We start from the raw sequence: 16,433 nt of genomic DNA, 5'->3' as shown, positions 1-16,433 counted from the left end.
ATAGGCTGAGGCTGGGACGTCAAGTCCTGTCCTCTTTAAATTTTATAATAGAATAGCAAGAGAGTGGCTGAGCGCTCTATTCTCTGCCAAGTTCAACTAGCTGTTGCTTCATCTGCCTGATGGGCATTTCAAGTAATGAGTTAATTGACAAATGGCAGTGAAACCTTCTCAGCCCAAAATCTAAAAAGGGAGAGTGAGGAAAATCGATGTGACGAAATCACGATTTTTGTCTCACCCCCTTTGTTTGTATAGATTGGAATCCATTTTAAAGCCAAGATGAAAGAAAAATTTAATTTAATTGCGACCGCAGCGGCAGGGCTAGAAGCTGTCGTCGGCCGTGAAATCAGAGAGTTGGGACTTGATTGTCAGGTCGAAAATGGTCGGGTTCGCTTCGAGGGTGATGTCAGTACCATTATTCAAACCAATCTCTGGCTGCGCGCGGCCGATCGGATTAAGATTGTAGTTGGCAGTTTTCCAGCTAAGACTTTTGAAGAGCTCTTTCAGGGAGTTTTTGCTCTGGATTGGGAGAATTATATACCGCTAGGAGCTAAATTTCCTATTGCCAAGGCTAAATGCGTCAAGTCAAAACTTCACAATGAGCCTAGTGTTCAGGCTATTTCTAAAAAGGCAGTTGTCAAGAAGCTGCAGAAGCATTATGCACGTCCGGAAGGGGTGCCCCTGCAGGAAAATGGAGCTGAGTTTAGGATAGAGGTTTCTATCTTAAAAGATGTTGTGACAGTCATGATTGATACGACAGGATCTAGCCTCTTCAAACGTGGCTATCGGGCAGATAAGGGCGGTGCACCGATTAAGGAAAATATGGCAGCAGCTATTTTACTTCTATCAAATTGGTATCCAGATAAGCCTTTGATAGACCCGACTTGCGGCTCTGGTACTTTTTGTATCGAGGCAGCCATGATTGGGATGAAGATAGCGCCGGGACTCCATCGTTCCTTTGCCTTTGAAGACTGGAATTGGGTGGATAAAGACCTGGTAGCCCAGGCTCGCTCGACTGCACTCAGTCAGATTGATCAGACCATCCAGCTGGATATTTCTGGATCGGATATCGATGGCCGTATGGTAGAACTAGCTCGAAAAAACGCTGAGCAAGCAGGAGTTGCAGAGCAGATTCACTTCAAGCAGATGCGTCTGCAGGATTTGCATACAGATAAGATTAATGGTGTGATTATCTCTAATCCGCCGTATGGGGAGCGCCTCCTAGATGATGAGACTGTGACTCGTCTTTATCAGGAAATGGGAGAAACCTTTGCTCCGCTCAAAACCTGGAGCAAGTTTATCCTGACTAGCGATGAAGCGCTTGAAAGCAAATACGGCAGTCAGGCCGATAAAAAACGCAAACTTTATAATGGTACTTTAAAAGTTGATTTATATCAGTATTTTGGCCAGCGGGTCAAACGTCAGTTAGATTAGAAAGGATTTGCCGTGACGAAAGAAGAAAACTACTCACCAGAAGAAGAAAAGAAAGAGTCGGTCCTTGATTTTGAAGAGGCCAAGGAAATGACAGTCGGTCAAGCTACTCGTAAAAAAGAGGAGCTGGAAGCCGGTGTGAATGAAAGCGACAATGTGCTGGATAAGTACATCAAGCAGCACCGTCAGGAAATCGAAGCTGGAAAATTTGAAACCCAGAAAATCAGAAAGCTGCAGGAGCAGGAAGCGGCTCAAGCTGAGCAAGCCACTTCTGATTTGACCGAATTCATCAAAGAAAGACGGCAAGAGGTTGAAAGTGAACAGGAGACTCCAGCAGCTCAGTCGGCAGCCACTGAGACAGCAAGTGAGCCAGAAGCAGCTCCAAATCCCTTAGGTTCTCGCAGTCAACGCTCAGAGCAAGCTGATGCGATTCCTGCTGCTCCCGTTCAAAAGACATCTTACGGTCCTATTCCAGAACCGCTTGATGAGAAGGAATTACAGGTTCCTAAGACGCCTTTCTACAAGAAAAAAGCTTTCCTTTATCCAGTCTTAGGACTTTTAGGGATTGCTGTAGCGGGCACAGGGCTTTACTTTGCTCTGGGGCATAATTGGGGCCACAAGACCGTTACAAGCTCAAGCTCTTCAACATCGCAGTCCAGCAAAAAGAGCTCGTCTTCGTCTAGCTCTGATAATACTGCCAAGGATCTGAAGTCCTTTAATGATGAGTATGCTGCATTTTTCACAGATAGCAATCAGACAGCTGTCAAAAACAGTAAATTCGGCGACTTGGAAAAATTAAAAACCTTACTTGAAAAGCTAAAAGGCAGCAAAGACTATGATGCCGCTAAGAGCAAGTATGATTCCTTGGTCAAGCAGATTTCGGCTATCCAAAGTGTCAATTCACAGTTTGATGGCGGAGCAATCACTGACGGCGTCTTGAACAAGGAAGCCAAGGCCAATACCAATGCGACCTTCTCAGATGTATCAAGTGGCAATGCTAAATTAGATGAAGTTCTAAAAGCAGCGATTGCCCAAGGACGCGGCCAACAGATTCCAACACTGGCTCCTGCTACTGATCAGGGAGGCTCTAGTGCGGGTACAAGTGGCGGTTCAAGTGCATCTGGTTCAGGGGCTTCCAGCTCTTACTCTGGCTATGGTCTTCCTAGCAACGGAGTAAATCTGCAGAGAGACCTCAGTCGTGTCCCTTATAACCAAGCAGCTATTGATGACGTCAACAATCCAGCTTGGACATTCAATCCTGGTGTTCTGGAGAAGATTTTGCAAACTTCTCGTGAGCGCGGCTATATTTCTGGTGATAACTATATCCTAGAACGTGTTAATATTATCAAAGGAAACGGCTACTACAACCTCTTCAAACCAGACGGCACCTATCTCTTCAGTATCAACTGTAAGACTGGATACTTCGTCGGAAATGGACCAGGTCATGCTGACTCACTTGATTTCTAGTTTGTTGATGAATTTCATTATATATGCACAAAAAAAGTTCTCGATTTCGAGAACTTTTTATTGTTTTAAATCACATGGCGTTCAAAGGCATCATCTGAGATTCCTTGGCTAAGAATAAGTTTAGCCCATTCTTTGGCTGAGAAGAGACTGTGATCCTTGTAGTTTCCGCAGGATTCAATGGTTGTTCCAGGGACATCTTCCCAGCTAGTTGACTCAGCGATTTCTTCCAGACAGGATTTGATGACCTGAGCAATCTGGCTGGAGCTGTGTTGGCCCCACATAATCATATGAAAACCGGTGCGACAGCCAAAAGGTGAGCAGTCAATCATACCATCAATGCGCTTGCGAATCAACATAGCCAGCAAATGCTCGATGGTATGCAGGCCGGCAGTTGGAATGGAATCTTCATTAGGCTGAACCAGACGGATATCAAAATTGGAAATGATGTCTCCTTTGGGACCAGTTTCTTCTCCGATAAGGCGGACATAAGGCGCTTTGACGATGGTGTGATCCAGCTCAAAGCTTTCAACGATAACTTCTTTAGACATGGTTTCTCCTTTACAATGTAGCGAGTGCGAGAAGGTTTTTCTAGTGATATCAAGCCATAGGTTTGTCTTGTTAGTTAAGAAAAAGCCTGTCTCATATGCATCTTTTCTTCTCTGATTATAGCATAAAAATTTTTTATTTGGGAATAAAGTTTAGGTCTTAGGGGAATGAAAAGTTTGAATAATCTTGTTTATGGTTTGAAAAAGATTTGGTGCTCAGCCTTCTACAAACTTTGAAGATTTAGTCGGTAAAAATTGGACAAAAGCTTTCTTGTTTTTCAAAAAATAGGTTTGTGAATTTTTTAGATTTGTGATAGAATAGTATGGAATTTTGAATTCAACAATTAAATAGATTTGGAGTAAAAACATGGACCTATTTCCTATAATTATGTCTGTTTTTGCTGCCATCATTGGTTTAGTGATTGGATATGTAAGTGTCTCGGCTAAGATGAAATCATCTAAAGAAGCTGCAGAGCTTACTCTTTTAAATGCTGAACAAGAAGCAACCAATTTACGCGGACAGGCTGAACGCGAAGCTGATTTGATTATCAAAGAAGCCAAGCGAGAAACAAGTTCGCTTAAAAAAGAAGCACTTTTGGAGGCAAAAGAAGAAGCCAGAAAATATCGTGAACAAGTTGATGCAGAATTTAAGTCTGAACGTCAAGAGTTGAAACAAATCGAAAGCCGCTTAACAGAGCGTGCTTCGACCCTTGACCGCAAAGACGATAATTTAAGCAACAAAGAAAAGGCTTTGGAGCAAAAAGAACAAAGTCTCTCAGATAAATCTAAACACATTGATGCGCGTGAAGAACAAGTAGCGGAACTTGAAAAGCAGAAGGCAGCAGAGCTGGAGCGAGTTGCTTCGCTATCGCAGACAGAAGCGCGTGATATTATTTTGACGCAGACCGAGGACAAGCTTTCTAAAGAGATTGCGACTAGGATTCGGGATGCGGAGCAAGATATCAAAGAGCGGTCTGACAAGGTTGCGAAGAATATCTTGGTCCAAGCCATGCAGCGTATTGCCGGTGATTATGTCGCTGAGCAAACCAACTCAACGGTGCATCTGCCAGATGACAGTATGAAGGGTCGGATTATTGGCCGTGAAGGTCGCAATATCCGAACTTTTGAAAGTCTGACTGGTATTGATGTCATCATTGATGATACGCCTGAAGTGGTTACTCTCTCAGGTTTTGATCCGATTCGACGTGAGATTGCTCGTATGACCATGGAAGCACTCTTGAAAGATGGTCGCATTCATCCAGCCCGCATCGAGGAGTTGGTTGAGAAGAATCGTCTGGAAATTGACAATCGCATCCGTGAGTACGGGGAAGCAGCAGCTTATGAAATCGGAGCTCCTAACCTGCATCCTGATTTGATGAAAATCATGGGTCGCTTGCAGTTCCGTACTTCTTATGGTCAGAACGTCCTGAGGCATTCTATTGAGGTTGCCAAGCTTTCCGGTATCATCGCTGCTGAGCTAGGTGAAAATGCTAATTTAGCCCGCCGTGCTGGATTCCTCCATGATATTGGCAAGTCTATCGACCGTGAGGTTGAAGGCAGCCACGTGGAAATCGGGACAGAACTGGCTCGTAAGTACAAGGAGCATCCAGTTGTTGTTAATACCATTGCCAGCCACCACGGAGATGTGGAAGCAGAAAGTGTCATTGCCGTTATCGTAGCTGCAGCAGACGCTCTCAGTGCTGCTCGGCCAGGTGCCCGCAGTGAATCTCTGGAAAGCTATATCAAGCGTCTCCAAGATTTGGAAGAAATCGCTAATAGTTTCAAGGGTGTCAAGAACAGCTTTGCTTTACAAGCCGGCCGGGAAATCCGGATTATGGTTCAGCCGGACAAGATTAAGGATGACAAGATTACGATTTTGGCTCACGATGTTCGTGAAAAGATCGAAAACAACTTGGAATATCCGGGCAATATCAAGGTAACGGTTATCCGTGAGATGCGGGCCGTTGACTACGCAAAATAAAGAAAAAATGCAGTCTGTTAACAGATTGCTTTTTTCTTGAATTATCTGCCGGTCTATTTGGTTTTCCGTATGATTGCTTGCTTATTTTTCTATTTTCTCAAAACTCTAGACACATACATTTCTTCCTATCCTCTTGAAATATCAGTCTAATTTTGTTACACTAGATAGAAAGACTGTGAAGGAGACATGATGACGGAACGAGGCTTACTAATCGTCTTTTCTGGTCCCTCTGGTGTAGGAAAAGGGACTGTTAGACGAGAAATTTTTGAAAGCACTGATAACCAATTCCAGTACTCGGTATCCATGACGACTCGTCCTCAGCGCTCAGGCGAAGTGGATGGAGTTGACTATTTCTTCCGAACTCGCGAGGAGTTTGAAGAGCTGATTCGTCAGGGCCAGATGCTGGAGTACGCAGAGTATGTAGGAAACTACTACGGGACGCCTCTGACTTATGTCAATGAAACGCTGGATAAAGGTATTGATGTCTTCCTAGAGATTGAGGTTCAGGGAGCTTTGCAAGTCAAGAAAAAAGTTCCAGATGCCGTCTTTATTTTTTTGACTCCTCCAGACTTAGAAGAACTTAAAGACCGCTTGGTCGGCCGTGGAACAGACAGTGCGGAGATTATCGCCCAACGCATTGAAAAGGCCAAAGAAGAAATTGCCCTCATGCGCGAGTATGATTATGCCATTGTCAATGATCAGGTGCCGCTAGCTGCCGACCGTGTCAAGCGCGTGATTGAAGCAGAGCATTTCCGAGTAGACCGTGTTATCGGCCGTTATCAGGACATGCTTCCAAAAAATGAAACGATTATTCGATAGAAAGTTAGAAATTAGGTAGAAAATTATGATGTTAAAACCGTCTATTGACACTTTGCTGGACAAGGTTCCGTCAAAATATTCCTTGGTTATTTTAGAAGCTAAGCGCGCTCATGAGCTTGAAGCTGGAGCTCCCGCTACGCAGGAATTCAAGTCTGTCAAATCCACTCTTCGTGCTTTGGAAGAAATTGAATCCGGTAATGTTGTTATCCATCCAGATCCAGAAGGCAAGCGCGAGGCTGTTCGCCGTCGGGCAGAAGAAGAGCGCCTTCGTAAAGAAGAAGAAGAACGCAAGATTAAAGAGCAAATCGCTAAAGAAAAAGAAGAAGGTGAGAAGATTTAAGGTTGGGGATGCTCAATCTTATTTTTTCTGTAATGATGTTGAGGAAAGTGGGGTGAGAATTTGAAGGTAGCAAAGATTATTGTGGATGTTCCTCTGATGCAGACGGACAAGCCCTATAGTTATGCTATTCCAGAAGAGTTTGCAGGGATGCTGGAGGCTGGCATGCGGGTCCATGTCCCTTTTGGGCAGGGAAATCGCCTGATTCAGGGGATTGTGGTCGGCTTTGATGAGATGGGAGACCGAGAAGAGCTAAAGGAGATTGCGGAAGTCCTTGATTTCAGTCCCGTGCTGAATCAGGAACAGCTCTGGCTGGCGGACGAGCTGCGCAAGTCAGTCTTTTCCTATAAGATTAGCCTTTTAAAGGCCATGCTGCCTAGTCTTCTCAACTCCAGCTATGATAAACTACTCTATCCGACGGAGCTGCTGAATGATGAGGAACGTTCAGCTATCTTTGGACAGGAGGACAGCCTTCGCTTTTCTGATTTGGACAAGAAAAGCCAGGCCAAGCTGATGCGACTGACTCAGACTGGCCGTATTCGGCTGGAGTATCAGGCGACGGACAAGAAGCATATTAAGACTGAGAAATGGTATCAGGTCAATCATATCGCTCTGCAAAATCATGATCTTCCTCGACAAGCCAAGAAAAAACAAGCATTAAAAGAAGTCTTGCTGGAGCATCAGGACAGCCGGCTCTTGGCTGATTTGCGAGAAAACTTTTCGCGTGATGTTATTAATTACTTTATCAAAGAAAACCTAATTAGCATTGAAGATAGAGAAATCAGCCGTTCTGCTGCTTATTTCCAAAAGGAGCGGCAGCAGCAAAGTCTGACCTTAAATGATGAACAAGCCGTAGCGGTTGCAGCAATCACTCAGAAAATTGGTCAGAGTCATTCTCAGCCAGTCCTCTTAGAAGGGGTCACGGGCAGTGGAAAGACCGAAGTTTACCTACAGGTCATCGCAGAGGCACTGGCCCAAGGCAAGACCGCTATCATGCTTGTTCCAGAGATCTCTCTGACTCCGCAGGTTACTGACCGCTTTATTTCTAGATTTGGCGACCAAGTTGCTATTTTGCATTCAGGCCTGTCTGACGGTGAGAAATATGATGAGTGGCGCAAGGTGGAGCGAGGAGCTGCCCAGGTTGTTGTTGGTGCGCGTTCAGCTATTTTTGCTCCGCTGACAAATATTGGAGCCATTATCATTGATGAAGAGCATGAGTCCTCCTACAAGCAGGATTCTAATCCTCGCTATCATGCTAGAGAGGTGGCTCTTCTGCGAGCTCAGTATAATCAAGCTGTCTTAGTGTTAGGTTCGGCAACTCCGAGCTTGGAGAGCCGTGCCCGAGCAAGCCGTGGAGTCTATGATTTTCAGCTGCTCAGAAAGCGTGCAAATCCGCTGGCGCAGATTCCTCAAGTGGAAGTGGTGGATTTTCGGGATTATATCGGGCAGCATGAGGCCAGTAATTTCACCCCAGTCCTGCTAGAGGCTATTCAAGATCGTCTGGATAAGGGAGAGCAGACGGTTCTCATGCTCAACAGGCGGGGGTATTCCAGCTTTGTTATGTGTCGGGAATGTGGGACCGTTGACAGCTGTCCCAACTGTGATATTTCTCTGACCCTGCATATGGACACTAAGACCATGAACTGCCACTACTGTGGTTTTACTAAGAATATTCCTCAGAGTTGTCCTAACTGTGCCAGCCGCAGCATTCGCTATTATGGTACTGGGACGCAGAAAGCTTATGATGAGTTGGTTCAGCTCTTTCCACAGGCTCGCATTTTGCGGATGGATGTAGATACGACCCGTAAGAAAGGCAGTCATGAAGCCATTTTAGAAAGCTTTGGTCAGGGGCAGGCAGATATTCTCTTAGGCACCCAGATGATTGCCAAGGGATTGGATTTTCCAAACGTGACGCTAGTTGGTGTTCTCAATGCAGATACTGCTCTTAATCTACCGGACTTTCGCTCTTCAGAACGAACCTTCCAGCTGCTGACTCAGGTGGCGGGCCGGGCTGGTCGGGCTGAAAAGGCTGGTCAGGTCTTTATCCAGTCCTATAATCCTCATCATTATGCCATTGAGTTTGCTAAGCAGCAGGATTACGAGGGCTTTTATGCTTATGAAATGGGAATCCGCCGGCAGCTAGGCTATCCGCCATATTACTTTACAGTCGGTCTAACCCTGTCGCACAAGGATGAAGAGACAGCAGTGCGAAAAGCTTATGAAGTTATGGATATTCTGCGAAGCGGTCTGTCAGAAAAAGTGCAAATCCTGGGTCCAACGCCGAAGCCGATTGCCCGCACCCACAATCTCTATCATTATCAGATTTTGCTCAAATATCGCTTTGAGGACAAGCTGCAGGCGACGCTAAATCAAGTCTTGGACTGGACACAAAATCGGGACAATAAAGATTTACGCCTGACAATTGATAATGAGCCACAAAATTTTATGTGAAGCATTTTAGCCGAGATTAAGGTTGTTGTAGGCGACTTCTGATATAATAAGGGAAGGAACAAAGAAGGAATCAATAGTTTAAAATGATGAAAATAATATTTATGGGAACACCGGACTTCTCAGCGACTGTCCTAAAAGGGTTGCTGGATAGCGGTCAATACGAAGTGTTAGCAGTGGTAACGCAGCCGGACCGTGCCGTCGGCCGTAAAAGAGAGATCCGCATGACTCCGGTAAAAGAGCTGGCCTTGGAATACAAGCTACCGGTTTATCAACCGGAAAAACTGGCTCAAAGCTCGGATTTAGAGGAGCTGATGAACTTAGAAGCAGATGGTATTGTCACAGCTGCTTTTGGACAGTTTTTGCCTAGCCGCTTGCTGGACAGTGTTGATTTTGCGGTGAATGTTCATGCCTCTTTGCTGCCTAAATACCGAGGTGGTGCGCCCATTCACTATGCTCTGATCAACGGCGATGAGCAAGCGGGTGTTACGATTATGGAAATGGTCAAGGAGATGGATGCTGGAGACATGATAGCCAGCAAGGCGACGCCGATTGAAGAGACTGACAATGTTGGAACTCTCTTTGAAAAATTGGCGCTTATCGGTCGAGAACTGTTATTAGATGTGCTGCCAGCTTATAGGGCAGGGCAGATTATCCCTCAGCCGCAGGATCCAAGCCAGGTCACTTTCTCTCCAAATATCAGCCCAGAAGAAGAGCGGATAGACTGGAGCAAAACAAACCGCCAAATTTTCAATCAAATTCGTGGCATGTATCCTTGGCCGGTAGCTCATACCTTGCTGCAAGGGCAACGTTTTAAGATTTACGAAGCAGATATGGCAGCTGGCAGCGGTCAGCCGGGACAGATATTGTCTATTAGTAAAAAAGAGCTAGTGGTCGCAGCTGGACAGGGAGCTCTCTCGCTGAAGACAGTTCAGCCTGCTGGTAAGCCCAAGATGGCTATCGTTGATTTTTTGAATGGACTGGGCCGCAGCCTATCCGTAGGAGATACTTTTGGAAAGTAAGCAAAAAACGGCCCGTTGGCAGGCCTTAGAAGTTTTGGAAGAAGTTTTTGAAGAAGGAGCCTATTCCAATATCGCCTTAAACCGGGCTCTGAGTCAAAGCTCGCTGAGTCAAGCAGATAAAGGTCTGGTAACAGAGCTAGTTTACGGCACAGTTGCTCGGAAAATCACTCTGGAATGGTATCTGTCCCATCTGATTGAGGATAGGGACAAATTGGATAACTGGCTCTACATTCTGCTTATGCTCAGTCTGTACCAGATGCTCTATCTGGATAAAATCCCTCAGCATGCAGTTGTTCATGAGGCTGTTGAAATTGCGAAAATACGTAAACGAGGCAGCGAAAAATTTGCCAATGCCTTGTTACGTAGGATTGAGCGTGAGGGTGTAGCTGATTTTGAAACAATCAAGCGCAAAAACAAGCGCTATTCGATTCAGTATTCTCTGCCGGTCTGGCTGGTCAAAGACCTGATAGAAGAGTATGGCGAAGAAAGAGCTTTAGCTATCTTTGCCAGTCTCTTTGTTCGTAGTAAGGCCAGCATTCGAGTGACGGATATGTCGCGAAAGGCAGAGCTTCGCCAGCTTTTAGGGGCTGAGGACTCGCTCTTATCTCTGTCAGCCTTGGTTAAGAAACAGGGGCATTTTGCTGGGCACCAGCTCTTTGAAAGCGGAGCGATTACGATTCAGGATGAGTCTAGTCAGCTGGTGGCTCCTACTCTGGACATCGAAGGAGAGGAGCAGATTCTGGATGCCTGCAGTGCACCGGGCGGCAAGACTGTCCACATGGCTTCCTATCTGACGAACGGTCACATTACAGCCTTAGATCTCTACGATCATAAGTTAGAGCTCGTAGAAGAAAATGCAGAAAGACTGGGCTTGGCTGATAAAATCACTACGAAAAAGCTAGACGCGACCAAGGTGTTTGAGACATTTGGCCCAGATGCTTTCGATAAAATCCTGGTGGACGCTCCTTGCTCTGGTATTGGCTTAATTCGCCGCAAACCGGATATAAAATATAATAAAGAAAATGCAGATTTTGAGAATTTACAAAAAATTCAGCTGGATATACTAGACAGCGTTTGTCAAAGTCTACGTAAAGGTGGTATAATAGCTTATAGTACTTGCACGATTATGGCCAAAGAGAATTTTGAGGTTGTCGAGAAATTTCTGGCCAGTCATCCGAACTTTGAGCAAGTCTTATTAGACCATGAAAGAAAAGATATCGTCAAAGACGGCTGTATCTTGATTACGCCGGAATTATATGAAAGCGACGGATTTTTTATCAGTCAATTTAGGAAGATATCGGAATAAGAGGAGGAAACTGACAGTATGGAAATTTCATTATTAACAGATGTTGGTCAAAAGCGTACAAATAACCAAGATTATGCTAATCTTTTTGTGAATCGGGCGGGCAAGACCCTGATCATCTTGGCAGATGGTATGGGCGGTCACAGAGCTGGAAACATTGCCAGTGAAATGGCTGTGACAGACTTAGGAGCTGCCTGGGTTGATACACAGATTGATTCGGTGAATCAGGTGCGTGAATGGTTTGCGGAGCACTTGGAAGAGGAAAATCAGCGCATTCATCAATTTGGTCAAGATGAAGAATACAAGGGCATGGGCACGACTTTGGAAGCCTTGGCTATCATTGATAATCAAGCCATCTATGCCCATATCGGTGATTCTCGCATCGGCTTGATTCGCGGTGATGAATACCGCCAGCTGACTAATGATCACTCACTTGTTAATGCTTTGTTGAAAGCTGGACAGATCACTCCAGAAGAAGCAGAGCGTCATCCGCAGAAGAATATCATTACCCAGTCTATTGGTCAAAAAGATGAAGTGCAGCCTGACTATGGCATGATTACCTTGGAAGATGGTGACTATCTTCTGCTCAACAGTGACGGTCTGACCAATATGATTTCAGACAGTGAAATTTGTGACATTGTCACCAGCGACATCAGCCTGTCTGAAAAAACAGAAACCTTAATTCGCTTTGCCAACAATGCTGGAGGGCTGGATAACATCACAGTTGCTCTGGTTCGCTTTGACAAGGAGGATAAGGCATGATTCAAATCGGCAAAATCTTTGCCGGGCGATATAAAATCATCAAGCAGATTGGCCGCGGAGGCATGGCAGATGTCTATCTGGCCAAGGACTTGATTTTGGATGGTGAGGAAGTTGCGGTAAAGGTTCTTAGGACCAATTACCAGACAGATCCTATCGCTGTCGCGCGTTTCCAGCGGGAAGCTAAGGCGATGGCTGACTTGGACCATCCGCACATCGTTCGGATTACTGATATTGGGGAAGAAGATGGCCAGCAGTATCTGGCTATGGAATACGTGGCAGGTCTTGACCTCAAGCGCTATATCAAAGAGAATTCTCCGATTTCAAATGAAGAAGCAGTCAGAATCATGGGACAAATCTTGCTGGCGATGCGCTTGGCGCATACACGTGGCATTGTCCATCGTGACCTGAAACCACAAAATGTCCTCTTAACCCCAGATGGCAATGCCAAGGTAACAGACTTTGGGATTGCGGTTGCCTTTGCAGAGACTAGTCTGACTCAGACTAACTCTATGCTGGGCTCGGTTCATTATCTATCGCCTGAGCAGGCACGTGGCTCTAAAGCAACTGTTCAGAGTGATATTTATGCGATGGGGATTATTTTTTATGAGATGCTGACTGGTCATATCCCTTATGATGGGGATAGTGCCGTTACGATTGCTCTTCAGCATTTCCAAAAGCCGCTGCCATCCATCATTTCTGAAAATCCTAATGTGCCTCAGGCCTTGGAAAATGTGGTCATTAAGGCAACAGCCAAAAAACTGACGGATCGCTATCAGTCAGTTGCTGAGATGTATGTTGACTTGTCCAGCAGCTTATCCTATGAGCGCCGCAATGAAAAGAAATTAGTCTTTGATGATGTAGCGAAAGCAGACACCAAGACCTTGCCAAAAATCTCACCTGTACCGCAGCCAGCAGTTCCACCTGTTAAGCCAACTCCGCCTAAAGCGGAAGCGACTGAAGTTAAGGAAGAGATAGCTGATGCGGTTAAGAAAGTTCCAAAGAAACGTCGCTTGAGAACGCGTTATAAAGTACTTTTCTTTGCAGTCCTATTGGTTTTGGCGGCTTTTGTTGTCCTTCTTTATAATAGCCCATCCAATACCAGCGTACCAGATGTTTCTGGCCAGACTGTAGCAGAGGCTCGCTCCGCTATTGAAGCTAAGAAGCTGGTTGTCGGAGACGAAAAGGAAGAATACAGCGACAATGTCGAATCTGGCAAAGTCATTAAAACCGATCCACAGGCCAACAGTCAGCGCCGCGAAGGCAGCAAGATTGACCTGATTATCTCCAAGGGCCCCAAGACCTTTGTAATGGAAGATTATGTCGGTCAAGCAAAATCAGCCGCAGTTGAAAATCTGAAAACAAACTATAATGTTTCTGAGAAATTGATTGAGATTGTTGAGGAAGAATCGGACGAGTACGAGCCAGGTCAGGTGATTCGTCAGTCTCCGGCAGCTGGTTCGACCTATGATTTGACTTCTAATCATAAGATTAAGCTGACAGTGGCGAAAGAAGTGACTAGTGTGTCCATGCCTGACTTTGGCAGCATGCAGTACACCTACGCCAATGCACGATCTTACTTGATCCAAATGGGAATTTCTTCTTCCCGAATTGAGCGAGTTGTTGACCGTTCGGTCACTTCGACTCAGGCAGACTTGGTAACTTCCCAGTCACCAGCAGCAGGTCAGACAATCGATCTCAAGTCTAATGAAAAAATCACTCTTTACGTGACAGAAGCAACAACACCATCGTCATCTAGTTCGTCATCATCATCGTCTAGTAGCAGCTCAAAGAGCAGCTCATCGTCTGAAGATAGTGGACATGGAACAAGTTCTAGCTCATCTGATAGTTGATTAATAAACCGTCCATTTTAAGTTTTTTAGCTTAAAACGGATGGTTTTTCTTTTTTGCTGGACAAATTTCCCCATTTCATGCCTTGGACGGAGGATTTTTGGCCTAATTTTGTTAAAATAGGAAGGTAGAGAAAGGAAACGGCTATGTGGAAGGTTCAATTATTTGTCTTTGTTGAAACAGTCTTATTATCCATGGCATTGGTTACCATGCTGGCAGCTGATTTTTCACGTGTTGTCATTATCTTGGTCCTTTTTTTGCTGCTGCTCTATTATTACTTCGGAAAGCAAAAAGGGAATTTTCTGCTGGTTGCTTCCATGATTATGCTGTTTTTCATTATCATGCTCAATCCCTACGTCATTGCTGCCCTTTTATTCGCGCTGGTTTATGGAATGATTGTGGCCTACCCTTATATCTATAAGGAAAATCAAGAAACCCATCTCGTTTACGAAGAAGATGTAGAAATTCAGAGTGAGAAGAATCGCTGGCTGGGGGACCTGCAGCATTTTTCTAAGGACAGCTGTCAATTTCACGACATCAATCTCTTGCGCATTGTTGGGAAAGACACCATTCATTTGGAAGACGTGATTTTGGTCAACCATGATAATGTTATTGTCATTCGAAAGGGTTTTGGCGATACCAAGATCATTGTGCCGCTGGATGTGGAAATTCAGCTGCAAATCAATACTCTTTACGGGGAGCTGAACTTTCTACATCATCCATCTCGCAAACTGCGCAATGAAACCATTTCGCTGACGACACCAGACTACAAGCGGGCCAATAAGACAGTGAAGATTGTTCTCGTCAGCTTCTTAGGAAATGTGGAGGTTGTCAGAAAGTGAAGAAATCAAATTATTTTCTTATTCTCCTCTATACTTTCTTTGTCTTATTTATCATCTTCCATTATATTTTCAATATTTTTGATTTCACTTGGCAGGAGCTCTTTAATGATTTGGAGCTGTTGCAGTCTTTTGTTTTCTTCGTTGTGATTATCGGTTTATCACTGACCATTCTGATTGTTATAGCAGCCCGCTTGATTCAATATCTATCGGTAGCCCATGTGCAAAAAAATCTTCGGCATTTGCTGGATGGACGGAGGCTGGAGCCGACAGACCAGCCCGAGCTGGATCGCTCTCTGCATCAGCTTGAGAGGAGGCTGCACCGTCTGACAGAGAATCTCCAAAAGTCTGAAAACCAAACCCTGCAGACGGAAGAGAAAATTATCGAAAAAGAACGGCGGCGGATTGCGCGTGACTTGCACGATACTGTCAGTCAGGAATTATTTGCAGCCAATATGATTCTTTCAGGAGTGGCTGGAAATGTAGAACGGCTTGATGGAGAAAAACTGCAAAAACAGCTCAAGGGGATTGCCGATATTCTGGACACAGCCCAGAAGGATTTACGGATTCTCCTGCTTCACCTGCGGCCTACAGAGTTGGAAAATAAGACTCTGGTCGAAGGTATGGATGTGATTATCAAGGAGCTAACTGATAAAAGCGACATTGATGTTCACTTCAATCATCAGGTTGGGCATCTACCCAAACAGATGGAGGAGCATGTCTTCAGAATCATGCAGGAAATTATCAACAACACACTGCGGCATGCCCAAGCCAGTCGGCTGGATATTTACCTCTATCAGGCACCTAATGAGCTTAAAATCAAGGTATCTGATAATGGCGTCGGTTTTGATCCGTTGGCTCAGGATGAACTCAGCTACGGCTTGAAAAATATGGAAGACCGTGTACGGGATATGGCGGGGACTTTTAAGCTTTTGACAGCCCCCAGAAAAGGCCTTTCTATTGAAATCACGATACCTTTACTAGAAGGAGAAGATCATGAAGATATTGTTAGTGGATGACCACCAGATGGTCAGATTGGGATTGAAAAGTTACCTGGAACTGCAAGATGATATAGCAGAAGTATCCGAAGCAGTCAATGGCAAAGAAGGAGTTGAGCAAGCTTTGGCAGATCGTCCAGATGTGATTATCATGGATATCGTCATGCCTGAGATGAATGGTATCGAAGCGACACTAGCTATTTTAAAAGAGTGGCCAGAAGCAAAGATTCTGATTTTGACTTCTTATCTGGATAATGAAAAAATTTATCCTGTTCTGGATGCAGGCGCTCATGGATACATGCTTAAGACTTCCAGCGCTGAAGAAATTCTCCGTGCCGTCAAAAAAGTGGCCAAGGGAGAATTTGCCATTGAAACAGAAGTCAGCAAGAAAGTGGAATATCATCGTAACCATATTGAGCTCCATGAGGATTTGACAGCTCGCGAGCGTGATATTTTGGGGCTTTTAGCCAAGGGTTATGAAAATCAACGGATTGCGGATGAGCTCTTTATTTCCCTCAAAACGGTCAAGACTCATGTCTCCAATATCCTGTCCAAATTGGAGGTGAGCGATCGTACTCAGGCAGTTGTTTATGCTTTTCAGCACCATCTTGTCCCACAAGAAGACTTTTAATGGTA

Annotated in this window: 14 protein-coding genes; 13 read left to right on the top strand and 1 reads right to left on the bottom strand. The window is 45.0% G+C overall.

The window, feature by feature from the left end; translation table 11 throughout:
- The first annotated feature begins 276 nt into the window (after window positions 1–276).
- Complete coding sequence (locus tag J1C86_RS09200; RefSeq protein WP_125408151.1) at window positions 277–1,431, top strand: THUMP domain-containing class I SAM-dependent RNA methyltransferase; 1,155 nt, start codon at window positions 277–279, stop codon at window positions 1,429–1,431.
- Between the two features lie 12 nt (window positions 1,432–1,443).
- The gene (locus J1C86_RS09195; RefSeq protein WP_125408153.1) at window positions 1,444–2,895 is read left to right on the top strand and encodes a cell division site-positioning protein MapZ family protein; all 1,452 of its coding nucleotides are present in this window, start codon (window positions 1,444–1,446) and stop codon (window positions 2,893–2,895) included.
- Between the two features lie 65 nt (window positions 2,896–2,960).
- On the opposite strand, the gene J1C86_RS09190 is transcribed toward J1C86_RS09195, so the two are convergent.
- Window positions 2,961–3,443, bottom strand: a complete 483-nt coding sequence (locus J1C86_RS09190) for an S-ribosylhomocysteine lyase (RefSeq protein ID WP_002893508.1) — start codon at window positions 3,441–3,443, stop codon at window positions 2,961–2,963.
- Window positions 3,444–3,807: 364 nt separating this feature from the next.
- Between J1C86_RS09190 and J1C86_RS09185 the strand changes: the two genes are divergently transcribed.
- The 11 genes from J1C86_RS09185 to J1C86_RS09135 all read left to right on the top strand — a co-directional run bounded on the left by J1C86_RS09185 (window position 3,808) and on the right by J1C86_RS09135 (window position 16,428).
- Entirely contained in the window at window positions 3,808–5,421 is a 1,614-nt protein-coding gene (locus J1C86_RS09185) for a ribonuclease Y (protein WP_004185631.1), read from the top strand.
- Between the two features lie 186 nt (window positions 5,422–5,607).
- Window positions 5,608–6,240 carry a guanylate kinase gene (gmk, locus tag J1C86_RS09180; protein ID WP_002918032.1) on the top strand — a complete coding sequence of 211 codons (633 nt, stop codon included), beginning with the start codon at window positions 5,608–5,610 and terminating at the stop codon, window positions 6,238–6,240.
- 25 nt (window positions 6,241–6,265) lie between these two features.
- Window positions 6,266–6,580: a DNA-directed RNA polymerase subunit omega gene (rpoZ, locus tag J1C86_RS09175; RefSeq protein WP_002893503.1), complete on the top strand. Its 315-nt coding sequence runs from the start codon at window positions 6,266–6,268 to the stop codon at window positions 6,578–6,580.
- A gap of 60 nt (window positions 6,581–6,640) precedes the next feature.
- Window positions 6,641–9,028: a primosomal protein N' gene (locus J1C86_RS09170; protein WP_125409528.1), complete on the top strand. Its 2,388-nt coding sequence runs from the start codon at window positions 6,641–6,643 to the stop codon at window positions 9,026–9,028.
- Between the two features lie 83 nt (window positions 9,029–9,111).
- Complete coding sequence (gene fmt, locus J1C86_RS09165) at window positions 9,112–10,047, top strand: methionyl-tRNA formyltransferase (RefSeq protein WP_125408157.1); 936 nt, start codon at window positions 9,112–9,114, stop codon at window positions 10,045–10,047.
- The gene (gene rsmB, locus J1C86_RS09160) at window positions 10,037–11,353 is read left to right on the top strand and encodes a 16S rRNA (cytosine(967)-C(5))-methyltransferase RsmB (RefSeq protein ID WP_125408159.1); all 1,317 of its coding nucleotides are present in this window, start codon (window positions 10,037–10,039) and stop codon (window positions 11,351–11,353) included. Before fmt ends, rsmB begins: the two co-directional genes overlap by 11 nt.
- Before the next feature lie 18 nt (window positions 11,354–11,371).
- Window positions 11,372–12,112, top strand: coding sequence for a Stp1/IreP family PP2C-type Ser/Thr phosphatase (locus J1C86_RS09155; protein WP_002893499.1), 741 nt, complete (start codon window positions 11,372–11,374; stop codon window positions 12,110–12,112).
- A complete protein-coding gene (pknB, locus tag J1C86_RS09150) occupies window positions 12,109–13,962 on the top strand; it encodes a Stk1 family PASTA domain-containing Ser/Thr kinase (protein WP_125408161.1) in 1,854 nt (617 codons plus the stop codon). The genes J1C86_RS09155 and pknB overlap by 4 nt, the downstream gene beginning before the upstream one ends.
- Window positions 13,963–14,106: 144 nt before the next feature.
- On the top strand, window positions 14,107–14,802 hold the full coding sequence (liaF, locus tag J1C86_RS09145; protein ID WP_002893496.1) for a cell wall-active antibiotics response protein LiaF: 696 nt from the start codon (window positions 14,107–14,109) through the stop codon (window positions 14,800–14,802).
- A complete protein-coding gene (locus J1C86_RS09140; RefSeq protein WP_125408163.1) occupies window positions 14,799–15,818 on the top strand; it encodes a sensor histidine kinase in 1,020 nt (339 codons plus the stop codon). The genes liaF and J1C86_RS09140 overlap by 4 nt, the downstream gene beginning before the upstream one ends.
- Complete coding sequence (locus J1C86_RS09135; protein WP_061592662.1) at window positions 15,796–16,428, top strand: response regulator transcription factor; 633 nt, start codon at window positions 15,796–15,798, stop codon at window positions 16,426–16,428. The genes J1C86_RS09140 and J1C86_RS09135 overlap by 23 nt, the downstream gene beginning before the upstream one ends.
- Window positions 16,429–16,433: the final 5 nt, after the last annotated feature.

It is taken from the genome of Streptococcus sanguinis (assembly GCF_050220005.1).
Lineage (GTDB): Bacteria > Bacillota > Bacilli > Lactobacillales > Streptococcaceae > Streptococcus > Streptococcus sanguinis_Z.
The sequence above is the reverse complement of the archived record's forward strand: the minus strand, read 5'-3'. Positions and strand labels throughout refer to the sequence as shown.